20 protein-coding genes are annotated in these 22,859 nt (G+C 64.4%); 14 read left to right on the top strand and 6 right to left on the bottom strand.

All coding sequences use genetic code 11. The features are described from left to right. Positions 1 to 76 precede the first annotated feature (76 nt). The gene (locus ACVW17_RS28925; RefSeq protein ID WP_456755028.1) at positions 77 to 826 is read right to left on the bottom strand and encodes a peroxiredoxin; all 750 of its coding nucleotides are present in this window, start codon (positions 824 to 826) and stop codon (positions 77 to 79) included. 229 nt (positions 827 to 1,055) lie between these two features. On the opposite strand from ACVW17_RS28925, the gene ACVW17_RS28920 reads away from it, so the two are divergent. Beyond that, complete coding sequence (locus ACVW17_RS28920; protein WP_456755027.1) at positions 1,056 to 4,757, top strand: YhdP family protein; 3,702 nt, start codon at positions 1,056 to 1,058, stop codon at positions 4,755 to 4,757. Between the two features lie 70 nt (positions 4,758 to 4,827). Here the strand turns inward: ACVW17_RS28920 and ACVW17_RS28915 are convergent, their stop codons facing one another. Further along, positions 4,828 to 6,234, bottom strand: coding sequence for an FAD-dependent oxidoreductase (locus ACVW17_RS28915; RefSeq protein WP_456755026.1), 1,407 nt, complete (start codon positions 6,232 to 6,234; stop codon positions 4,828 to 4,830). 159 nt (positions 6,235 to 6,393) lie between these two features. On the opposite strand from ACVW17_RS28915, the gene ACVW17_RS28910 reads away from it, so the two are divergent. After that, positions 6,394 to 7,680, top strand: coding sequence for an alpha/beta fold hydrolase (locus tag ACVW17_RS28910; protein ID WP_456755025.1), 1,287 nt, complete (start codon positions 6,394 to 6,396; stop codon positions 7,678 to 7,680). Here ACVW17_RS28910 and ACVW17_RS28905 read toward each other — a convergent pair. Beyond that, a complete protein-coding gene (locus ACVW17_RS28905; protein WP_456755024.1) occupies positions 7,625 to 8,875 on the bottom strand; it encodes an MFS transporter in 1,251 nt (416 codons plus the stop codon). The genes ACVW17_RS28910 and ACVW17_RS28905 overlap by 56 nt on opposite strands. A gap of 114 nt (positions 8,876 to 8,989) precedes the next feature. Further along, positions 8,990 to 10,243, bottom strand: a complete 1,254-nt coding sequence (gene tyrS / locus ACVW17_RS28900; protein ID WP_456755023.1) for a tyrosine--tRNA ligase — start codon at positions 10,241 to 10,243, stop codon at positions 8,990 to 8,992. A 151-nt stretch (positions 10,244 to 10,394) separates the two neighbouring features. Here tyrS and ACVW17_RS28895 point away from each other — a divergent pair, with 151 nt between their 5' ends. The 3 genes from ACVW17_RS28895 (at position 10,395) to ACVW17_RS28885 (ending at position 12,591) form a co-directional block, all read left to right on the top strand. Next, positions 10,395 to 11,498, top strand: coding sequence for an anhydro-N-acetylmuramic acid kinase (locus ACVW17_RS28895; protein WP_456755022.1), 1,104 nt, complete (start codon positions 10,395 to 10,397; stop codon positions 11,496 to 11,498). Positions 11,499 to 11,580: 82 nt separating this feature from the next. After that, a complete protein-coding gene (locus tag ACVW17_RS28890; protein WP_456798157.1) occupies positions 11,581 to 12,258 on the top strand; it encodes a glutathione S-transferase family protein in 678 nt (225 codons plus the stop codon). A gap of 3 nt (positions 12,259 to 12,261) precedes the next feature. Then, complete coding sequence (locus tag ACVW17_RS28885; protein WP_456755021.1) at positions 12,262 to 12,591, top strand: DMT family transporter; 330 nt, start codon at positions 12,262 to 12,264, stop codon at positions 12,589 to 12,591. A gap of 136 nt (positions 12,592 to 12,727) precedes the next feature. Here the strand turns inward: ACVW17_RS28885 and ACVW17_RS28880 are convergent, their stop codons facing one another. Further along, positions 12,728 to 13,375, bottom strand: a complete 648-nt coding sequence (locus ACVW17_RS28880) for an alpha/beta hydrolase (RefSeq protein WP_016843213.1) — start codon at positions 13,373 to 13,375, stop codon at positions 12,728 to 12,730. Positions 13,376 to 13,558: 183 nt separating this feature from the next. Here ACVW17_RS28880 and ACVW17_RS28875 point away from each other — a divergent pair, with 183 nt between their 5' ends. The 9 genes from ACVW17_RS28875 to ACVW17_RS28835 all read left to right on the top strand — a co-directional run bounded on the left by ACVW17_RS28875 (position 13,559) and on the right by ACVW17_RS28835 (position 21,459). Continuing rightward, a complete protein-coding gene (locus ACVW17_RS28875; RefSeq protein WP_456755020.1) occupies positions 13,559 to 13,807 on the top strand; it encodes a hypothetical protein in 249 nt (82 codons plus the stop codon). Between the two features lie 17 nt (positions 13,808 to 13,824). After that, positions 13,825 to 14,982, top strand: coding sequence for a cysteine desulfurase family protein (locus tag ACVW17_RS28870; RefSeq protein ID WP_456755019.1), 1,158 nt, complete (start codon positions 13,825 to 13,827; stop codon positions 14,980 to 14,982). A 94-nt stretch (positions 14,983 to 15,076) separates the two neighbouring features. Further along, entirely contained in the window at positions 15,077 to 16,573 is a 1,497-nt protein-coding gene (gene sufB / locus ACVW17_RS28865) for a Fe-S cluster assembly protein SufB (RefSeq protein ID WP_018271445.1), read from the top strand. Between the two features lie 58 nt (positions 16,574 to 16,631). Beyond that, a complete protein-coding gene (gene sufC, locus ACVW17_RS28860) occupies positions 16,632 to 17,384 on the top strand; it encodes a Fe-S cluster assembly ATPase SufC (RefSeq protein ID WP_456755018.1) in 753 nt (250 codons plus the stop codon). A 17-nt stretch (positions 17,385 to 17,401) separates the two neighbouring features. Then, on the top strand, positions 17,402 to 18,724 hold the full coding sequence (gene sufD, locus ACVW17_RS28855; protein WP_456755017.1) for a Fe-S cluster assembly protein SufD: 1,323 nt from the start codon (positions 17,402 to 17,404) through the stop codon (positions 18,722 to 18,724). Then, positions 18,721 to 19,968 (top strand): cysteine desulfurase, encoded by a 1,248-nt coding sequence (locus tag ACVW17_RS28850; protein ID WP_456755016.1) that lies wholly within the window; start codon positions 18,721 to 18,723, stop codon positions 19,966 to 19,968. Before sufD ends, ACVW17_RS28850 begins: the two co-directional genes overlap by 4 nt. After that, a complete protein-coding gene (locus ACVW17_RS28845) occupies positions 19,965 to 20,336 on the top strand; it encodes an SUF system Fe-S cluster assembly protein (RefSeq protein ID WP_024578412.1) in 372 nt (123 codons plus the stop codon). Before ACVW17_RS28850 ends, ACVW17_RS28845 begins: the two co-directional genes overlap by 4 nt. Before the next feature lie 74 nt (positions 20,337 to 20,410). Continuing rightward, entirely contained in the window at positions 20,411 to 20,800 is a 390-nt protein-coding gene (locus ACVW17_RS28840; RefSeq protein WP_456756552.1) for a HesB/IscA family protein, read from the top strand. A 188-nt stretch (positions 20,801 to 20,988) separates the two neighbouring features. After that, entirely contained in the window at positions 20,989 to 21,459 is a 471-nt protein-coding gene (locus ACVW17_RS28835) for a TfoX/Sxy family protein (RefSeq protein ID WP_456755015.1), read from the top strand. Positions 21,460 to 21,518: 59 nt separating this feature from the next. On the opposite strand, the gene ACVW17_RS28830 is transcribed toward ACVW17_RS28835, so the two are convergent. Continuing rightward, the gene (locus ACVW17_RS28830; protein WP_456755014.1) at positions 21,519 to 22,586 is read right to left on the bottom strand and encodes a GGDEF domain-containing protein; all 1,068 of its coding nucleotides are present in this window, start codon (positions 22,584 to 22,586) and stop codon (positions 21,519 to 21,521) included. Between the last annotated feature and the right edge of the window lie 273 nt (positions 22,587 to 22,859).

Genomic DNA, 22,859 nt, shown 5'->3' with positions numbered 1-22,859 from the left:
CAAGCTCCGTACGGCTAATTTGCGGGGGCGATTTGAGCCCGGCATGGTTAATTTTCAGGAAACGGAACCGCCCGGGTCAGAGCGAACGGGCGGCCTCCAATACCGCTTCGGCATGGCCGTCGACCTTCACGTGGCGCCAGACGCGGGCGATTTTTCCATTGGAATCGACCAGAACGGTGGTGCGAATAATTCCCATGAAGGTCCTGCCATACATGGATTTTTCGCCCCAGGCGCCATACGCCTCGAGCATCTCATGGGCCGGGTCGGAGGCCAGCGGCACCGACAACTGGTGTTTGTTTCGAAATGACTCCTGCGTCCTAACCGTATCGGCGGATACGCCGACCACTTCGGTTCCCGCGGCTGCGAACTCGTTTTTGAGCCGGGTGAAATCGATCGCTTCCCGGGTACAGCCGGGCGTGTCGGCCCGGGCATAGAAGAACAGCACCAGCTTCTTGCCGGCGAAATCCTTCAGGGAGATGCTGCTGCCGCCGTCGCGCGGCAGGTTAAAGGCAGGCGCCGCGGCACCTTCGACAAGCGCCGGGGCACCTTCGGCAAGTGTGACGGCTGACGGTTTGGTCACGGTCGCGGCCGGCTCTCGCTTTAACGGTTTCGATGCGGCCTTGTGCGAGGCTTTGCCGTGAACACCCGCTGCGGTCTTTGGCTTCGTCGCTTTCTTGGCCGTTTTCTTGGCCGCTGCCGTCTTCGCAACCGCTGTGCGGGTTTTCGTCGCGGACTTCCCAGTGCTTGCGCTTGCGGCGCGCGCAACTTTCGTTGCGACCCGCTTTCCGGTTGTCTTGGAGGATTTCTTGCGCGTTTTCTTGGACATACGCCTTCCTTTCGTCGCTTTCCGAAGCTCAACCATTGGGGTATTGCGGGGCTCATTCGCGGCGACCGGATTCGCAACCGGCCGCTGGGCAAGTTTGATGGCCACGGAGTATGGTGACAAGGAATTCGACGCGTCACCCCGTCTGTTTGCTGAATTGGCGTTTGATTGGTTGGTCTGGTCCATTTTGGGGCCATCGGCGAGTAACATGATGAGGCGAGGATAGGCGGCGATGCCGGCAGGGGAGCGCTCGATACGAATCGACGGGCGCCCCGATGACGGCGATCAGAGTCGCCGTCAGCACCGAGAGGCAATGGCAAGGAACACGTCGCCGCAGGGTCCAAATCCGCGCGCCGGGGCTGACTTCTCGCAATGGGAAGACGACGCCGCGTGGGACGAGCAGGATGAGGCGGCGGGCAACCGTGCGCGGCAATTGCTGTCGCGTTCCAACACCAATTTGCATCGCTTCACCGATTTCTGTTCCGGCATGCAGCGCTGGTTGAACGGCGAGCGCTGGATCCGCCGCGTCGGATTGGTCCTCGTGGTGCTGGTCGTGATGTTCGCGACCTGCTTCGGCGCGCTGTGGTGGCGGCTCGGCGCGGGTCCGATCAATCTCGATCTGGCGACGCCCTGGCTTGCCGCGGCGATCGAGGAGAATATCGGCCACGGCAATACGGTCGAGGTCGGCGGAACCCAGATCGAGCGCGCCGGCCGGATCCGAATCGCGGTGCGCATCCGCGACATCATCGTCCGCGACCGCGACCATGCCGTCGTTGCCAGCGCGCCGAAGGCGGAAGTGCGCCTGTCCGGGACGGCGCTGCTGATGGGGCAGTTGCGGGCGGAGAGCCTCAACCTGGTCGATGCCGAACTGTCGGTGCGGATCACGCCGGACGGCAATGTGACGGTGTCCGCCGGCGACACCGCAAAACCGCTCGCCACCGGCGTCGCCTCCAAGCGCGATGCGGGGATGCCGCCGACCTTCCCGCGACCCGCACCCGCGGCGTCGCCGCCGGTTGCTTCGCCGCCTGCTGCCTCCGAGCCCGCGGCGGCCTCGTCCGATTCGGCGCAGAGCGGACTGCTCGCCGGTCTCGACTGGCTCGACAGCCTCAGCATGACCGGCCTCGATGGGCAGAACCTCAACGAGATCGGCCTGAAGAACGGCAACCTCGTCGTCGACGACCAGCAGCGCGGCAACAAATGGAGCTTTGAGAATATCAGCCTCAGCCTGCGGCGCCCGAGCGGCGGCGGCGTCGCGCTCAGCTTCGGCGAGGAGGGCACAAAGCCCTGGTCGGTCCGCGTCCTGGTCGGACCGCAGCAGAACGGCGTGCGCTCGGTCGATATCAAGGCCGACAAGGTGTCCACCCGGAACATCCTGCTCGCGATGCGGAGCAAGGATCTGACCTACACCGCCGACCTGCCGTTATCGGGCGAGATGAAGGGCGAGCTCGGCCGCGACGGCCTGCCGACCTATTTCCGCGGCAAGATCAATGTCGGCGCCGGCAACATCATCGACACCGATACGCCGGACTACCCGATGCCGGTCGATTCGGCCGAGATGAGCGTCGAATGGGATTCCGGACGGCGCGTGCTGCTGGCGCCGATCAAGATCGTCTCGGGTGCCAACCGCATCACGCTGCTCGGTCATCTTGAACCGCCGAACGACAACGTCACCGACTGGCAGGCGGGCCTGTCCGGCGGCACCATCGTGTTGGCCGGCGCCGACAAGAACGAGCCGCCGCTGATCTTCAACCGCATCAACATCGGCTTCCGCTTCGACACCGAGAAGAAGCGCGTGCTGCTGACCCAGGCCGACATCTCGAACGGCGAGATCGGCGTCGCCGGCACCGGCAGCATCGACTATTCCGGCGAGCCGCGACTGCAACTCGGATTCGCCGGCACGCCGATGTCGGCCTCCGCCTTGAAGCGGATGTGGCCTGTCATCATCGTGCCCGAGGTGCGCGAATGGGTGCTGGAACGGATCGACCGCGGCACGCTCCAGCGCATCGATGTCGGCGTCAATTCGCCGGTGCATAACCTGTCGCGCAAGGGGCCGCCGATTCCCGATGACGGTCTCTCGGTCAACATCGTCGCCTCCGGCGTCACGGTGCGCCCGGTGGACCAGATGCCCGCGGTGCATGATGCCGATCTGAAGGCCAGGGTGACCGGCCGCACTGCGACCGTGACCATCAACCAGGGCATCGCCGACACGCCGGCGGGCCGCAAGATCACGATCTCGGATTTCACCTTCGAGGTGCCGGACATGGCGCCGAAGCCATCGCCGTCCAAGGTCAAGTTCCGGGTCGACTGTCCGGTGCCGGCCGCGGCCGAGATCCTCGCATCCGACCGGCTCAGCGATCTGTCCGGTCCGCCGATCGATCCCAACGCCAGCAAGGGCAACGTCACCGCGACGATCAATCTCGGCATGCCGGTGAAGGGCGAGCTGACCAAGGCCGATACGATGTACTCGGTCGCCGCCGACATTTCCGGCGTCGCCGTCGATAAGCTGGTGATGAACCAGAAGCTCGAGGCCAATGCGCTGAAGCTGGTTGCCAGCAATGCCGGCTTCCAGGTCAAGGGCGACGTCAAGATCAACGGGCAGGCTGCCTCGCTCGACTATCGCAAGCCGGCCGATGGCGACGCCGACGTCAAGCTGCAAGCGACGCTGGACGATGCGAGCCGGGCGCGGCTCGGGCTCGATCTCGGTCCCGCGGTGTCGGGGGCGATCCCGATCAAGCTGAACGGCAAGATCGGCAGCGGCGACAACCCCACCACCAAGATGGGCGTCGAGGCCGACCTGACCCAGCTCAAGCTCGACAACATCCTGCCGGGCTGGGTCAAGGCGCAGGGCAGGGCCGGCAAGGCGACGTTCAACGTGGTGCCGAAGGGACAATCGACGCGGTTCGAGGATATCTCGATCGACGGCGTCGGCGTGTCGATCAAGGGCGCGCTCGAGGTCGACCAGAACGGCGACCTGATGAATGCGAACTTCCCGACCTATGCGCCGTCGGAAGGCGACAAGACCTCGCTGCGGGCCGACCGCGGTCCCGACGGGGTGATCAAGGTGACGATGCGCGGCGACGTGTTCGACGGCCGCGGCTTCCTGAAGTCGGCGATCTCGGGCCGCGACAGCGATCCGAAGAGCAAGACCAAGACCACCGATTTCGACGTCGATCTGAAACTCGGCGCGGTGGCGGGCTTCAACGGCGAAGCGCTGCGCAGCGTCGATGCCAAGATCTCGCGCCGCAACGGATTCTTCAAGGGCTTCACGCTGAGCGGCAAGGTCGGCCGCGATACGCCGGTGACGGTCGACATGCGCGGCCGCCAGCAGGGCCGCGAGGTGATCTACCTCCAGACCGGCGACGCCGGCGCATTCCTGCGCTTCATCGACACCTATTCGAAGGTGATCGGTGGTCAGCTCACGCTGGCGATGGAGCCGCCGATCCCCGAACCGAGCCCCAGGGAAGGCCTGATCAACATCACCGGCTTCTCGGTGAAGGGTGAAACCCAGCTCGACCGCGCCGTCGCCGGCGGGCCGGTCAGCACCCAGAACGGCATCGGCTTCGACGCACTGCGCGCCGAGTTCACCCGCCAGAGCGGCCAGCTCTCGATCCGCAACGGCGTGGTCAAGGGACCGAGCATCGGCGCGACCATCGAAGGCAGCATCGACTACATCGGCAACCAGGTGCGGATGAACGGCACCTTCATTCCGATGTACGGCTTGAACAACATGTTCGGCCAGATCCCGTTCTTCGGCATCTTCCTCGGTGCCGGCAGCAATGAGGGCCTGATTGGCGTGACCTATGAAGTGGTGGGAACGCCGAGCCAGCCGGTGCTGCGCGTCAACCCGATCTCGGCGCTCGCGCCCGGCCTGACGCGGAAGATCTTCGAGTTCAAACAGTACGGCCCGAACGATCTGCCGACGACGAATAACTAGGCCGTTTCGAGCCAAGCGGATACCGGTCGCGCTTCGATCAGATGAAGGGGCGCAAAGCACGCTTCGAAGATCAGCCGTCCAGCAGCTCCGCCAGCCGATGTCGATCGAAGATGCCGGGGGGCGGCGGTAATGCCTCGCCGTCCAGTTCGGCTAGTTTTGCGGCGACGCGCGGCCTCGCAATGACGTCTTGAGGCAGCGCAACGCACATTGCAATCTCGAGTATCCCGCGAAAAACGTCGGCGTCATGGGACGCGGCAGCAAGCAGCCTGGCGGTGATCGGATTGGGCTCAGGCATTGCCAAGCCTTGGTCCAGCGCGTTCATCTCGGCGACCCGCGCTCGGTCCGCCGCGATCTGGTTTCGATAATACGGACCGACCTGGCGGTCGGTCTCCAGATCGTAGTCCCGTGAGAATGCGTCGGGATTGTTGATGTGCCGGCGCGCGACATCGCGGAGCACCTGCGCGTGGAGCAAACCGACGCTCAATCCCCGTCCGCCGGACGGGTTGGTGCAGGCCCATGCGTCACCAACAGCGGCGAACCCCGTGACGACGGGCCGGCCATCGACGATGAACCGCCGGTACCGGTCGAGAACTCCCGCCATCAACAGGACGTCCGTCATCGGCTCCCCGTCGAGCCAATGGGCCTGAAGCGGACACGCGGAAACGACGCGATGGAATGTGACAGGATCACGCAAGGCTCGCATCGCCTTGTTTTTCGACGAGGTATACAAGGTGACCGACCAGGTGTCGTTGTCTCCGTCCAGCGTCAGGATCGAGAACAGGCCCATCGGCGTGAGCGTGCTGCCCATCCGGCGAGGCCGCTGCTGCCCTGAGAAATAGCGCCCGAAATAGACGAAGTTGCAATCTTCGGATTCCTCGATGGGACTGCGGCCGCCTGCACCGAGAATCCATTCGCTGGCCGGGCTTCTCCGTCCCATGGCGTCGACGACCAGATCGGCACGAATCTCTTCGCCGGCCATGGTGCGGACCCCGGCAATGTGAGGCACGCCAGGGATGGCCGATGTGCCGGTGATCAATTCGCGAACCTTGGTTCCCCGACGGACGGTCACGTTCGATGCTGCCTGCGCCATCGCGGCCACCACCCACTCAACCGTAGGCCTGCGACCGGCGACGCAGCGCATCGCTTCATCGCCCGGACGCGGCGCCCGGTCGGTGATGGTCGGGGGAAGGGATCGACCATCGAGATAATCCACCCAGACGCAACCGGCGCGAAGCAGGCCGTCCGTCAGCCCTGGCAATTCTCGATCGCTGATCATTCGAAATCGCGAATGGAGACTGTGGGGTTGTCTGAACTGCGCAACTCCCGGGCGCTGCCACGCGTCCCAGCCCTCGATAGAGGTCGAAGGGTGATCTTCGGGATCGGCCTCCAGCACCGTGACGTGGTGACCGTCGCGGCCAAGCATCATCGCGGTGCACAACCCGATCAAGCCACCACCGCAAACCAGGATTCTGCTCATCTATTTCCCCGCTGCCATGGATGGCTCCAGCGCGCGGGCGAGCCAAATGCCCACCTTGGCACTAGCAGGCACCCGTGATTTTGCCTTTCAGAAAGCCTTGATTTTCGCTTGAGAAGCTTGTGATTTGTATGCGAGCCAAGCTCAGCCCTGAGGAGCCTGATGCGCTTCAAGTTCAGCGATTACGTTCTGGATGCGGAGCGGCGCGAGCTGCAATGCGGCGCTCAAACGATTACGGTCGAACCGCAGGTTTTCGATCTGCTTCTTCACCTCATCCAGCACCGTCACCAGGTAGTTTCCAAAGATGATCTCGTGACCTCGGTTTGGCGCGGCCGGATCGTCTCGGACTCGACGATAGCCAGCCGGATCAACGCGGCTCGCCGCGCTATCGGAGATGACGGCATCAGCCAGCGATATATTCGGACAGCTGCGCGGCGGGGAATCCGTTTCGTCGGTGACGTGGAGCAGGAGGAAGCACGACCGGCCTCAGAACATGCCTCATCCCGCTTTCCAAAGGGTGCTTCTGGGCCGCCCAAGGAACTTGGGTTGCGCGAGGAGATTACGTTCTGCGAAGCGCCTGACGGAGTCCATCTTGCCGTAGCGAGCGTTGGCCAGGGTTCTCCTATCGTAAAGACGGCGAATTGGCTGACCCATGTCGAGCATGACTGGCAAATCGAGGTTTCGAGTCCGCTTCACGCTCAACTGGCCGCCCGGCACAAACTGGTTCGATACGATCAGCGCGGTAACGGTCTGTCCGACTGGCGCGTCGCCGACTTTTCGTTTGCGGCCCTCGTGCAGGACCTTGAGACAGTCGTCGATGCGCTGTCGCTCGAGCGCTTTGCCCTGTTCGGCATATCGCAGGGCGCTGCGGTTGCCATCGCATATGCCGCGCGACATCCCGACCGTGTGTCGCGCCTCGTCTTGCACGGTGGATACGTGCGCGGTTTCCGTAACCGGGGCGCTGCCGACCAGATTGCCAGGTGCGAGGCTCTCGCGACTCTGATCCGGGAGGGGTGGGGCAAGGATACCCCGGCATTCCGTCAGGTCTTTACCTCGCTGGTGCATCCAAACGCGACGCAGGAGCAAATGCGCGATTTCAACGAAGTGCAGCGCATATCGACATCACCGGAGAACGCTGCGTCGCTGTTCCTGGCCTTTGGCGACATCGACGTTTCCGAGGCGCTGCAACAGATCGCGGCGCCGACGCTCGTCACGCACAGCCGCGGCGATGCGTTGGTTCCGTTCGATCAAGGCCTGGCACTCGCGCACGCTATTCCAAACGCGCGGTTCGTTCCGATTGAAAGCCGCAATCATATTCTGCTTCCAGACGAGCCGGCATGGCCTGTGTTTGTCGCCGAGATATGCGACTTCCTCGATGAAAAACCCCGAGATGCTAGCGCCGCAGCGCCGGCACCACCAAAAACGGTATCAGGCCGAGCACGACATTGACCAGCGCAAACGCAATCAGCGGATTGTAGCTGTGGGTCCAGTCGTGGATCAGGCCGCCGCCCCATGAGCCGAGGCCGGAGCCGAGGCCGCTGCCGATCATGATCGTGCCGTAGATCGTGCCGACGCGCTCGCCGCGGAAGATCTTCAGCGCGGTCGCGGTGATCAGCGGACCGCGCGAGCCGATCATGCTGCCGAAGCATATGATGAAGCCGGTCAAGAGCCAGTAGTTCGGATACCATTGCAGCAGCCAGAGCAGGATGATGCCTGCTATCGAGACGCCGTAGCTGAACAGCACGCTTGGCCGGCGGCCGATGATGCCGTCGAGCGTGGAGACGCCGAGCATGCCGACGAACAGCGCGACGCCGGAGAAGCCCCAGGCGGTGGCCGCCTGCAGCGGCGGGAAGCCGACGTCGATCAGATAGGCGACGATCTGCGCGGTCAGCGCATACATCGCGATCGCGGTGAAGAAGAAGGTCGAGAACAGCGCCCAGAAGGCGTGGTGGCGCATCGCGCTGAGCAAGGTCCAGCCCTCGTCAGCCAGACTGGCCTCCGCCTTCTTCACGATGTGCGGCGATCCGCCGGCGAGCAGCCGCCACGGCAGGAAGACGAGCGGTACGAGGAGGCACAGCGCGCCGACGCCGAACACCTGATAGGCCTCGCGCCAACCGATCCGGTCGATCAGGACCTGCGACAGCGGCAGCAGCAACAGCAGGCCGGCGCCGGTCGCCGAATACATCACGGCCATCGCGGTCGGCAGCCGCGGCCCGAACCAGCGGCCGAGCAGGATCGAGTTCGAGACGTTGCCGATCAGCGCGGTGCCGAAGCCGACGCAGAGCCCGACGCTGAGCTGGAATTGCCACAGCTGCTGCGCGCGCGAGGCAATCAGGAACGCGCAGCCGAGCAGCGACAGGCCGAGCGCATAGACCACGCGCGGCCCGGAGCGATCGAACAGGCGCCCGACCAGCGGCGCGGTGAGGCCGCTGGCGAGCCAGGTCAGCGAATAGACCGACACCACCGAGGCGCGGTCCCAGCCGAAATTTTCCGAGATCGGTTTCAGGAACACCGTGAAGCTGTCGCTGAGCCCGCGCCCGAGCACAGACAGCACGAAGCAGAGCGCGAGCACGTTCAACGCGACGCGCGACTGTTTCGCAGGTGCGGAAAGCGTGTCGTTTGGAGGCGTGGTCTGCTGGTCCATCGCATTCTTTTCGAGCGCGATCGGACGCAAAACCGGAAGTCCACTTTTGCTGATCGCGCTCCTAGATGGGAGCGCGCTTTCCGCACTCCCGACAACCGACAAAAGCGAATGCGCCTATGCAGGCTTCAGCAGGACGTGGCGCTTCTTGCCGAGCGACAGCTTGACCACGCCCTCCGGCGTGAGGTTGGCCGATGTCAGCAGCATCTTCTCGTCGGTCACGGCAGCATCGTTGACGCGCAGGCCGCCGCCCTTGATCTGCCGCCGCGCTTCGCCGTTCGAAGCGACGAGCTCGGCCTTGACGAAAGCGGCGAGCACGCCGACGCCGGCTTCAAATTCGCCGCGCGGAATTTCAACCGTCGGAAGCGTCTCGGCCAGCGCGCCTTCCTCGAAGGTGCGGCGCGCGGTCTCGGCGGCTTCATTGGCGGCATCGCGACCATGGAGCAGGGCGGTCGCTTCGGTCGCCAGCACCTTCTTGGCCTCGTTGATCTCGCCGCCCGCCAACGCCGCGAGCTTGTTGATCTCGCTCATAGGAAGGATGGTGAACAGCTTGAGGAACTTGACAACGTCGGCGTCCTCGACATTGCGCCAGTACTGCCAGAAGTCGTAGGGCGAGAACTGGTCGGCGTTGAGCCACACCGCGCCCTTGGCGGTCTTGCCCATCTTGTCGCCGGAGGCGGTGGTGAGCAGCGGCGTGGTCAGCGCGAACAGCTGCGGCGAGCCCATGCGGCGGCCGAGATCGACGCCGTTGACGATGTTGCCCCACTGGTCGGAGCCGCCCATCTGCAGCCGGCAGCCGGCACGGCGCGACAGCTCGACAAAGTCGTAGGCCTGGCAGACCATGTAGTTGAACTCGATGAAGCTCATCTCCTGCTCGCGCTCGAGCCGGAGCCGCACCGAATCCATCGTCAGCATGCGGTTGACCGAGAAGTGCCGGCCGATGTCGCGCAGCATCTCGATCCAGTTCAATTTCGTCAGCCACTCGGCGTTGTCGAGCATGATGGCGTCGGAGTGGCCGTCGCCATAGCGCAGCACCTTGGCGAACACGCCGCGGATCGAGGCCTTGTTGGCTTCGATCTCGGCGACCGTGCGCATCGCGCGCGTCTCGTCCTTGCCGGAGGGATCGCCGACCATCGTGGTGCCGCCGCCCATCAGCGTGATCGGCTTGTTGCCGCTCTGCTGCAGCCAGTACAGCATCATCATGGTGAGGAAGTTGCCGATGTGCAGCGACGGCGCGGTGCAGTCATAGCCGACATAGGCGGTGGCCTCGCCCTTCGCGGCGAGCGCGTCGAGGCCCTCAAAATCGGAGCACTGGTGGACGAAGCCGCGTTCCTGTAGAGTGTTCAGGAAATCCGATTTAAATGCAGTCATTTGTCGGCGAGCCAGATCATTCTTGTTTTACGGTTTTTGCATCTATTTGCGGAACCTTGATGCTCAGGGCTGCCGCGGCGGACGCGCAGTGGCATTATAGGATGTACTTGTTTGAGACAAGCCGGGGGTTCCCGGCTGGGGCGCTTCCAGCATGATGTTAACGGCACTCGGTCTGATGAGCGGGACCTCGCTCGACGGGGTCGACGTGGCATTGATCGAGACCGATGGCCGCCAGATCAAGGCCTTCGGACCCACCGGCTATCGCCCCTACACCGATGGCGAGCGCGGCCTGCTGCGCCAGGCGCTGACGGAGGCCGTTCACCTGTCGCAGCGCGACGCCCGACCGGGGATCTTGCGGCAGGCCGAACAGGCCGTCACCACAGCCCATGCCGAGGCGGTCGCCAGCTTCTCGGCGCAGCACCGGATCTCCGCCCAGGAGATCGACATCGTCGGGTTCCATGGCCAGACCGTGCTGCATCGCCCCGAGCGCAAGCTCACGGTGCAGATCGGCGATGCGCCGGCGCTCGCCAAGGCGATCCACATCCCGGTGATGCATGATTTCCGTGCCGCCGACGTCGACGCCGGCGGGCAGGGCGCGCCGTTCGTGCCGGTGTACCACCGCGCGCTGGCGCAATCGCTGCACCGCGAAGGGCCGATCGTCGTGGTCAATATCGGCGGCGTCTCCAATATCACCTATATCGACGGCGCCGACGCGCTGATCGCCTGCGACACCGGGCCGGGCAACGCGCTGCTCGACGACTTCATGTTCCGCCAGATGCACCAGCCGTTCGACACCGCCGGCAAGTTCGCGGCACTCGGCAAGCCTGACGAGGCCTGGATCGCGCAGGCGCTGACGCTGCCGTTCTTCTCGGCTCCGCCGCCGAAATCGCTCGACCGCAACGATTTCGCGAGCCTCAAGCTCGGCGCCGTGGCGCCGGCCGATGGCGCGGCGACGCTGACCGCGTTCACCGCGGCCGCGATCGCGCGGATCGTGCCGCTGCTGCCGAAGGTGCCGAAGAGCTGGATCATCTGTGGCGGCGGCGCCGCCAACCTGACGATGCTGCGAATGCTGCGCGACCGCCTGGCGCCGGCAACCGTCGAGCCGGCCGAAGCGCTCGGCTGGGCCGCCGACGCGATCGAGGCCCAGGCGTTCGGCTTCCTCGCCGCGCGCGGCATGAAGGGACTGCCGCTGAGCTACCCCACCACCACGGGGGTGCCGATCCCGATGACCGGGGGCATCATCGCGCGACCGTGATTTAGATGCAAATGCATCTATCTTGACAGTTCCATGCCGGTGCATTTAATTCGATGCAGTTGCATTGAACGCGAGGTTCGTCATGGCCGCCCTGAAGCTGATCAGCCACAAGCTCTGTCCCTATGTGCAACGCGCTGTGATCGCGCTGCATGAGAAGGGCGTGCCGTTCGAGCGGATCGACATCGATCTCGCCAACAAGCCGGATTGGTTCCTGAAGATCTCGCCGCTCGGCAAGGTGCCCGTGCTGGTGGTGACCGGCGACGACGGCAAGGAAGTCGCACTATTCGAAAGCAACGTGATCTGCGAGTACATCGAGGAGACGCAAGCCGGCGCCAAGCTGCATCCGCAGGACGCGCTCACGCGCGCCGAGCATCGCGCCTGGATGGAGTTCGGCTCGGCCGTTCTCGGCGATCTCTGGGGGCTCGAGACCGCAACGGATGCCGCGACCCATGAGAGCAAGCGGCAGGCGGTCGCGGCGAAATTCGCGCGCGTCGAGGCGGCGCTCGGCGCCGGTCCGTTCTTCGCGGGCGACAAGTTCGGCCTGGTCGATGCGGTGTTCGCGCCGGTCTTCCGCTACTTCGACCTGTTCGACCAGCTGACCGATCTCGCCGTGTTCACGCATACGCCGAAGCTGCGCGCCTGGCGCAGTGCGCTGGCGCAGCGGCCGAGCGTGCGCAACGCGGTGTCGCCGGACTACCCGGCGCTGCTGCACGCGTTCCTGGTCGGCCACCGCGCGCACATGCTGAAGCTTGCCGCCTAAGCCATGTCGCACTCGCTTGCCTGGATCGCGCTCGTCGTCGCCGGTCTTCTCGACGTCGGCTGGGCGATCTCGATGAAATATGCCGAGGGCTACACGCGACTTGGCTGGACGCTGGTCTCGCTGCTGCTGCTCGCCGCGTTCGTGTTCCTGCTCGGGCGCGCGCTGCAGGTACTCGGCGTCGGCGTCGCCTACACGGTGTGGACCGGCATCGGCGCGGCCGGCACGCTCGCGATGGGCGTGCTGTTGTTCAACGAAGCGCTGAACCCGATGAAGGTCGCGGGGATTGCGCTGGTGCTGGTCGGGATCGCGGCGCTGAAATTCGCGCCGGAGTAAAGCCGTAGCCGGATGAAGCCAACGGGTCGCGCGAACGCGCGCCCGATGACAGGCACCGCGTAATCCGGGGTTCTATCCGCGTTGAGAGTGGTCCCGGATTTCGCTGCGCTCCATCCGGGCTACAAGATCCGCGTCCTCAGCGCACGTTGGCGAGACGCATGTCGAGATAGCCGGTCACCGTCTCCATCAGCGGCTCGAGCTTGCCGTCGAAGAAATGGTTGGCGCCCGGGATCACCTGCTGGTCGATCACGATGCCCTTCTGCGTCTTCAGCTTCTCGACCAGCGTGTTGACGTCCTTGGGCGGCACCACGGCATCCTTGTCGCCATGCACGATCAGGCCCGACGACGGGCAGGGCGCGAGGAACGAGAAGTCGTAGAGATTGGCGGGCGGCGCGATCGAGATGAAGCCCTCGACCTCCGGCCGGCGCATCAGAAGCTGCATGCCGATCCATGCGCCGAACGAGAAGCCGGCGACCCAGCAGGCGCGCGCCTCGGGATTGATCGCCTGCGCCCAGTCGAGCGCGCTCGCCGCGTCGGACAGTTCGCCGGTGCCGTGATCGAACGAGCCCTGGCTGCGGCCGACGCCACGGAAATTGAAGCGCAGCACCGAGAAGCCGCGATGCGCGAACGCGTAGTAGCACTGATAGACGATCTGGTGGTTCATCGTGCCGTGGAACTGCGGATGCGGATGCAGGATCATCGCAATCGGCGCGTTCTTCTGCTTGGCCGGGTGATAGCGGCCTTCGAGACGGCCAGCGGGGCCGGTGAAAATCACTTCAGGCATTGTGTTCCCTTGATTGACGCGTTCCCTTGATTGACGTCGATCAATCAACCGGTTGGAGCCATCTTCAGCGACGGGCGCGAACAGGGCGGCTCATGATGAAATCGGGCGCAGGCACCGCCGGGCGGCACGCTGGAGGGCCTTCTAGCATGACGCAAGGGGCAAAAATCAAGGAAATTGTGCCGCTTGGCGGCGGCGAATCCATATCGTGAGGCGCGTGCAGCCGACACATCCGCGACGATCAAGATCGGCATGCCGGATTTTGCCATCGGCTACCTGAAGCTTTGGTTTGTCACGGGTGCTTGCGAATGTCTTGCTTGGCAACACCATGAGACGTCCGGCGAGATACGAAAAATCCTTCGCACCGGGGACTCTGATCTGGTCTCGGTGCCGGACTACGGTTATGTCGCAGTGGGAGGGCCGCAACCACGCTGATTGCGGCGACAAGCTCGATGGCCGATCGCGTCTATCTCGACTGGAACGCCACCACGCCGCTTCGCCAGGAAGCGAAGGCGGCGATGGCTGCGGCGTGGGAGTTGAGCGGCAACCCGTCCTCGGTGCACAGCGAGGGACGGCGGGCGCGCCGGCTGGTCGAGGATGCCCGCAACGCGGTGGCCAAGGCAGTCGGCGGCCGGCCGCAGGACGTCGTGTTTCTCTCCGGCGGCACCGAGGCCAATGCGCTGGCGTTGACGCCGGGATTGCACCGCGGGGCGGGCGCGCCGGTGCGGCGGCTGCTGGTGTCGGCGATCGAGCATGCCTCCGTGCTCGCGGGCGGGCGGTTTGCCGCGGACGCAATCGGCGCCATCAAGGTCACACGCGCCGGTGTGATCGATCTCGAACACCTGCGCGCACTGCTGGCGGATGGTGCGCCAGCTTTGGTCTCCGTGATGCTGGCGAACAACGAGACCGGCGCGATTCAGCCGGTGGCCGGCGTCGCCGAGATCGTCCATGCGGGCGGCGGGCTGCTGCACGTCGATGCGATCCAGGCGTTCGGCAAGATCCCGTTCGATCTGGCCTCGATCCAGGCCGACCTCGTGACGCTGTCGGCGCACAAGATCGGCGGGCCGAAGGGTACGGGCGCGCTGGTGCTTGCCGATGGCATCGAGGGGCTCGAGGCGGCGCTGCGCGGCGGCGGGCAGGAACTCGGGCGGCGGGCGGGGACCGAGAACGTCGCCGGGATTGCCGGCTTTGGTGCGGCCACCAAGGCCGCGATGGCGGCGCTGAAGGCCGACGCCGCGCGCGTGCGTGGACTGCGTGAGCGGCTCGAGCACGGGCTGCGGCAGACGCCGGACGTGCTGGTGTTCTCCGACGACGTCAAGAGGTTGCCGAATACCGTTTTGTTCACCGCGCCAGGGATGAAGGCCGAAACGGCGGTCATCGGCTTCGACCTCGGGGGAATCGCGGTCTCCTCCGGTTCCGCCTGTTCGTCGGGCAAGGTCCAGCCCTCGCACGTACTTGAGGCAATGGGATACCGTTCAGAGGTGTCGCGGGGAGCGGTGCGGCTCAGTCTTGGCTGGTCTACCACGGAGACAGACGTGGATTTGACCCTCAAGGCTTGGCGAAAGCTCGCCGATACCTTAGTTAAGGGGGAACGACGAAACACAGCTTGAACTGTTCTAAGCGGATTTCGTCGTCAAAGCATCGTAAGAGATTTTCGGAACTTGAGATCCACCGCGGTCCTTGAAACCGCGAGCGGAGGATTGAATGCCTGCTGTACAAGAGACGGTCGAGCGCGTCCGGCGCATCGACGTCGACCAGTATCGATATGGGTTTGAGACGCTGATCGAGTCCGACAAGGCCCCGAAGGGGCTGTCGGAAGACACCGTCCGCTTCATCTCCGCAAAGAAGAATGAGCCGGCCTGGATGCTGGAATGGCGCCTGGAGGCGTATCGCCGCTGGCTGACCATGACCGAGCCGACCTGGGCGCGCGTCGACTATCCGAAGATCGACTACCAGGACATCTATTACTACGCGGCGCCGAAGCCGAAGAAGACGCTGTCCTCGATCGACGAGATCGATCCGGAAATCCTCAAGACCTATGAGAAGCTCGGCATTCCGCTCCGCGAGGTCGCGATCCTCGAGGGCGTCGAGCCGCCGCCCGGCGGCGAGCAGACGCCGAACCGCAAGATCGCGGTCGATGCCGTGTTCGATTCGGTCTCGGTCGCGACCACCTTCCAGAAGGAGCTGAAGGCGGCCGGCGTGATCTTCATGCCGATCTCGGAGGCGATCCGCGAGCATCCCGAGCTGGTGCAGAAATATCTCGGCACCGTGGTGCCGACCTCGGACAATTACTTCGCGACGCTGAATTCGGCTGTGTTTTCGGACGGCTCGTTCGTCTATGTGCCGCCGGGCGTGCGCTGCCCGATGGAGCTGTCGACCTATTTCCGCATCAACGAGCGCAACACCGGTCAGTTCGAGCGCACGCTGATCATCGCCGACAAGGGCTCCTACGTCTCCTATCTCGAAGGCTGCACCGCGCCGCAGCGCGACGAGAACCAGCTGCATGCAGCGGTGGTCGAACTCGTCACGCTCGATGACGCCGAGATCAAATATTCGACGGTGCAGAACTGGTACCCCGGCAATTCCGAGGGCAAGGGCGGCATCTACAATTTCGTCACCAAGCGTGGCGACTGCCGCGGCAAGAATTCCAAGATCTCCTGGACCCAGGTCGAGACCGGTTCGGCGATCACCTGGAAGTATCCGAGCTGCATCCTGCGCGGCGACAATTCGAGCGGCGAGTTCTACTCGATCGCGATCTCGAACGGCTTCCAGCAGGTCGATAGCGGCACCAAGATGATTCATCTCGGCAAGAACACGTCGAGCCGGATCATCTCCAAGGGCATCGCCGCCGGCAAGTCGCAGAACACCTATCGCGGCCTCGTCAGCGCCCATCGCAAGGCGACCGGAGCGCGCAACTACACCGCCTGCGACTCGCTCCTGATCGGCGACAAATGCGGCGCGCACACCGTGCCCTATGTCGAGGCCAAGAATTCCTCGGCGACGTTCGAGCATGAAGCGACGACGTCGAAGATTTCCGAGGACGTGCTGTTCTACTGCATCCAGCGCGGGCTCAGCCAAGAAGAAGCCGTCGGCCTCGTCGTCAACGGCTTCGTGAAGGACGTGCTGCAGCAACTGCCGATGGAGTTCGCGGTGGAAGCGCAGAAGCTGATCTCGATCAGCCTTGAAGGTTCGGTTGGTTAATCCATCCCGCGTGAGGGCGCGACCGACGCGCCCCCGGGTGATGCTCAGGAAAAATCAGATGTCTCTGCTTGAAGTGAAAGATCTCAAGGTTCGTGTTGAGGAGCGCGAGATCCTCCACGGGCTGTCGCTCACCGTGAACCCGGGCGAGGTGCACGCGATCATGGGGCCGAACGGCTCCGGCAAATCGACGCTGTCGCACGTCATCGCCGGCAAGCCGGGCTATGAAGTCACCGGCGGCCAGATCCTGTTCAAGGGCGAAGACCTCCTGGAGATGGAGCCCAATGAGCGCGCCGCCAAGGGCGTGTTCCTGGCGTTCCAGTATCCGGTCGAGATCCCCGGCGTCACCACCTGGAATTTTCTGCATGCGGCGCTCAACGCGCAGCGCAAGGCGCGCGGCGAGGACGAGATCTCGTCGCCGGCCTTCCTCAAGAAGGTCCGCGAGGTCGCCAAGTCGCTCAACATTCCGCAGGACATGCTGAAGCGCGGCGTCAATGTCGGCTTCTCCGGCGGTGAGAAGAAGCGCAACGAGATCCTGCAGATGGCGCTGTTCGAGCCGGCCGTCTGCATTCTCGACGAAATGGACTCTGGTTTGGACATCGACGCGCTGCGGATCGCCGCCGACGGTGTCAACGCGCTGCGCTCGCCGGAGCGCGCGATGGTCGTGATCACCCACTACCAGCGGCTGCTCAACTACATCGTGCCTGATGTCGTGCACGTGATGTCGAAGGGCCGGGTGGTGAAGAGCGGCGGCAAGGAACTGGCGCTGGAGCTGGAAGAGTCCGGCTACGCGCAGTTCGAAGACGCTGCCTGACAAATACGGGTTTTGAGATGAACGTTGTCGCAAAGACCGAGACAGGGCGCGCGCTGGGCGATGCATTCGCCGTCGTGCGCGACCGTCTGCCGGGCAAGGGCAAGATCGCCGATCAGCGCCGCCAGGCATTCGAGGCCTACGAGCGCCTTGGACTGCCGCATCGCCGGATCGAGGATTGGAAATACACCGATCTGCGCGCGCTGATGCGTGGGGTGCTGCAGCTGGCCCCCGCGCCGGATGCCGCCGCGCTTGATCGCGCCGCAGCCGCGATCAAGCTGCGCGCGATCGACGGCGTGCGCCGCCTGGTGCTGGTCGACGGTGCGTTCGTGCCTGATCTCTCGGATCTCGGCAATCTCGACAAAGGCTTCAGCATCCGCCCGCTGCGCGACGTACTCGACGCGGGCGACGACGCGCTGTCCGCGCAGGCCATTGCGACCGACGTCTCCAACCCGATGATCGCGCTGAACGGTGCGATGGCGACCGACGGCGTCGTCATCGAGGTTGCCGACGGCACCGTGCTGACCCAGCCGCTGCACATCGTTCACGTCGCGTCAGGCACGGCGCCGGCCTCGATGTTCACGCGCTCGCTGCTGCGGCTCGGCCGCGATGCCGGCGTCACGCTGGTGGAGAGCTATCTCGCCGGCGTGGGCGCCAAGGCCTACCAGACCCATGACGGGCTGATTGTCGCGATCGGCGACAATGCGCGGCTCGATCATGTCCGCCTGGTCGAAGACAGCATCGATGCCTTCAACATTTCCTCGGCGACGGTGTCGCTCGGCGCGCATGCCCATTTCAACACCTTCGGCCTGACCTCGGGCGGTCACGTCAGCCGCTACCAGCTGACGGTGACCTGCGCCGGCGAGGGCTCGAAGGTCGAGACCAATGGCGTCAACCTGATCAACGGCAAGCAGCACGCCGACACCACGCTGTTTATGGATCACGCGGTGCCGCATTGCGCGAGCCGTGAGATCTTCCGTGCCGTCGTCGACGACCGCGCCCACAGCGTATTCCAGGGCCGCATCATCGTTCGTCCGGACGCGCAGAAGACCGACGCCAAGATGATGACCCGCGCGCTCTTGCTGTCCGACGACGCGGAAGCCGACAACAAGCCCGAGCTCGAGATCTTCGCCGACGACGTCACCTGTGGTCACGGTGCGACCACCGGTGCGCTCGACGAAAGCCTGCTGTTCTACATGCGCGCCCGCGGGCTGCCCGAGAAGGAAGCGCAGGCGCTTCTGATCCAGGCCTTCGTCGGCGAGGCGATCGAGACCATTGCCAGCGACGCGTTGCGCGAGGTCGCAATTGCGACCGCGCAGCGCTGGCTGGAAGCGAGGGCGTGAGCATGCACAAGGCGGTCGCCAACGGTTCTTACGACGTCGCACTGGTGCGGCAGGATTTCCCGGCGCTCGCCATGCAGATCTACGGCAAGCCGCTGGTCTATCTCGACAACGCGGCCTCGGCGCAGAAGCCGAATGCGGTGCTCGACCGCATGACCGAGGCCTACAAGAGCGAATACGCCAACGTGCATCGCGGCCTGCATTACCTCGCCAACGCGGCGACGGAGGCCTATGAGGGCGCCCGCGGCAAGGTCGCGCAGTTCATCAACGCCCGCCGCGATGAAGAGATCGTCTTCACCCGCAACGTCACCGAGGCGATCAATTTGGTCGCATCGTCCTGGGGCGGGGTGAACATCAAGGAGGGCGACGAGATCGTCCTCTCGATCATGGAGCACCACTCCAACATCGTGCCGTGGCATTTCCTCAGGGAGCGCCAGGGGGCCGTGATCAAGTGGGCGCCGGTCGACGACGAAGGCAACTTCCTGATCGAGGAGTTCGAGAAGCTCCTGACCCCGCGCACCAAGATCGTCGCGATCACCCAGATGTCGAACGCGCTCGGCACGCTGGTTCCGGTCAAGGAGGTGATCCGGCTGGCGCATGCCCGCGGCATTCCGGTGCTGGTCGACGGCGCGCAGGGTGCGGTGCATCTGCCGATCGATGTCCAGGACCTCGATTGCGATTTCTATGCCTTCACCGGCCACAAGGTGTATGGCCCGACCGGCATCGGCGCGCTCTATGCCAAGCACGACCTTCTGGTGGCGATGCGGCCGTTCAACGGCGGCGGCGAGATGATCCGCGAAGTCGCCAGGGATTGGGTCACCTATGGCGATCCGCCGCACAAGTTCGAGGCCGGCACGCCGCCGATCGTCGAGGCGATCGGGCTCGGTGCTGCGATCGACTACGTCAATTCGATCGGCAAGGAGCGGATCGCCGCGCATGAGCATGACCTGCTCACCTATGCGCAGGATCGCCTGCGCGAGATCAACTCGCTGCGCGTGATCGGAACCGCCCGCAACAAGGGCCCGGTGATCTCCTTCGAGATGAAGGGCGCGCATCCTCATGACGTCGCGACCGTGATCGACCGTCAGGGCATCGCGGTGCGTGCCGGTACCCATTGCGTGATGCCGCTTTTAGAGCGGTTCAACGTGACGGCCACCTGCCGTGCATCCTTCGGGATGTATAATACAAGGGAAGAAGTCGACCATCTGGCGCAGGCGCTGATCAAGGCGCGGGAATTGTTCGCATGACCGATACAGCCGAAGTCAAGACGGCCTCCATGGAAACCACCTCGGCACTGCCGGCGGAGGAGACCGAGCGCATGAGCGGCGAAATCGTCGCGGCGCTGAAGACGGTGTTCGATCCGGAAATCCCGGCTGACATCTACGAGCTCGGCCTGATCTACAAGGTCGACCTCAAGGACGATCGGTCGGTCGACATCCTGATGACGCTGACCACGCCGAACTGCCCGGCCGCGGGTGAACTGCCGACCATGGTCGAGAACGCGGTTGCCAGCGTTCCCGGCGTCGGCGTGGTGAACGTCAATCTGGTCTGGGATCCGGCCTGGACGCCGGACCGGATGTCGGACGAGGCGCGCCTCGTCCTCAATATGTGGTGATGCGTTAGGGGATTGAACTTAACATCGGAATATCCGGCAATTGATTTGCCGCTGGGACTGACCACATGAGTGACATGACGCAAGCTTCACCAACCCCAGCCAAGCCGAAGCGGCCGCGCCCGCAGGTCATGAGGCTGACCGATGCCGCGGCGGAGCGGATCAGCGAGCTGACCAAGCGCGCCGACTCGGAGATTATCGGGCTGCGCGTCGGCATCAAGAACGGCGGTTGCGCCGGACAATCCTACACCGTCGAATACGCCCACGAGATCCGCCCGAGCGACGAAGTGGTCGAGGACAAGGGCGTCAAGATCCTGGTCGATCCGAAGGCCGTGCTGTTCCTGCTCGGCACCGAGATGGATTACGTGGCCGACAAGATGCAGGCCCAGTTCGTGTTCAACAATCCGAACCAGGTCTCCGCCTGCGGCTGCGGCGAATCGGTGCAGCTCAAGCCGGCCACGGTCTAGAAAGATCGGGCGAACGCCGGTCTGTGCGTGCGACCACCAATTCCATCCGGGGTCATTGCGAGGAGCAAAAGCGACGAAGCAATCCATGGGTCCGCATACGCGGTTGAATGGATTGCTTCGCTTCGCTCGCAATGACGTGGATGGCGCTGCGCTATTCACTTGAGCGCGCAAAGCGAGGCGATGGGCCCATGGACCGTGAGTTTCTCACCGATCTGTTCGTCGATTTCGGCCCGGTCACGCTGCGCCGGATGTTCTCCGGCTACGGCATCTCCGCCGACGGCACCAATTTCGCGCTTGCCTTGCGGGCCGGGCTCTACTTCCGCGCCGACGAGGCGACCATCCCGCAATTCGAGGCGGAAGGCTCCAAGCCGTTCCAGTACACGACGCGGAGCAAGGCCGTCACGGTGAACTCCTACTGGCAGCTGCCGGCGCGGCTGTTCGACGATACCGAGGAGCTCGCAGCCTGGGCGCGCTCGGCGCTCGGCGCCGCCCAGCGCGCCGCGCTGCGCAAGCGGCCGAGGAAACGAGCGGCCGCGGGAAAGTCGAAGACGCCGGCGAAGGAGACAGCTGCGGCCCAGAGCGTAGCGAAGAAGCGTGCCGCCAAATCGAAGCGTAGGGTGGGCAAAGCGAAGCGTGCCCACCAGACTCGACGGCGCTAGGACGGGGGGCACGGCGCTATCGCGCCTTTGCCCACTCTACGAAGTTCTGAGAGGGGAATTTACGCGACGCGCGTCTGGCTCTCGGCGCTGTATTCCGGATCGGCCTCGCAGATCACGCGGTTGCGGCCGGCATGCTTGGCAGCATAGAGGCAGGCGTCGGCGCGTTCGATCAGCGAATCCGTGTCGTCGGCCGGCTTCAGCATGGAGACGCCGACCGAGATCGTGACACGGCCGAGGATTTCGCCGGTCGACTTCTTCTTCAGCTCCTTGGCCATCACGGCACGACGGATGTGGTCGGCGACCGTCAGCGCCTGGCGCAGCGCGGTGTTGGGCAGCACGACCGCGAATTCCTCGCCGCCATAGCGGGCGGTGATGTCCTGGCCCTTGATGTTCTGCTTCAGCGATTGCGCCACCAACCGCAGCACCTGGTCGCCGGTGAGATGGCCGTAGGAATCGTTGAACGACTTGAAGTGATCGATGTCGAACATCAGAAGCGACAGCGGTTCGCCGCTGGCGAGTGCCGTCTGCACCGCCATGTCGATCGAGCGGTCGAAATATTTCCGGTTGCCGAGGCCGGTGAGCGGATCGGTCAGGCTCTCGGCGCGGATCGCCTCGAGGCTGTGTTGCAGGTCGCTGATCTCCGACTTCGACAGCGCGAGCCGGTTCTCCAGGGCCTGATTGGTCTCGCGCATCTCGCGCGTCGATCTGGCCAGCCCCTCGACGATGGTCTTGATCTGGTCTCGGGTGGTCGCCGTCGAGAGGCGGTCGCTGGCGCCGACGAGGCTCGCGTCGTAGGTCGCGGACACACCGAGCGCATCGGTGATCAGCCGCATGACGGCATCGATCTCGCCGATGACGCGCGCGCCGACCTTGTCGATGCGGTCCGAGGTCTTGATGTGCGAGAGATAGGTTTCGTAGATCTGCTCGAGATCGGACTCGGAGAGCTTGCCGCTGCGCGCCAGCGTCTCGTTGATGACCTTGTTGAGCGGTGCGTTGTAGCCGGTCGCGTAGACGTACCAGATTTCATAGTTGCGGGGGACGGCGGTCTGGCGAAGCGAGCGGATCTGACCAAGCGCGACTTCGGCAAAGGCCAACGTACGTTCGTGTTCGTCCAGCAGCTTGACCACTGTTACGTCCTCAATGCACGCAATGCCGGTCATGCCCGGCAGCAATGACTAAATTATTGGCGCGAGGGTACGGGACGAGAATGAAGGCAAGGTAAACAGTGGAACTACGGGAATTTGCCTGCAACTGACGTTGTCGCGCTCGATTCCGTCGCGGGTCGAACGCAGCTTTCGGGCGCCTTTCGCTTGTTCGTCGTTGCGATGCGAAAACCGCGCGCATTTGCCTCAAACGCCGGCGATCGGCGCGTGCGTCGGTGGTTTGGCGGCAACGCAGCT

The organism is Bradyrhizobium sp. USDA 4473 (assembly GCF_054063335.1).
The sequence above is the reverse complement of the archived record's forward strand: the minus strand, read 5'-3'. Positions and strand labels throughout refer to the sequence as shown.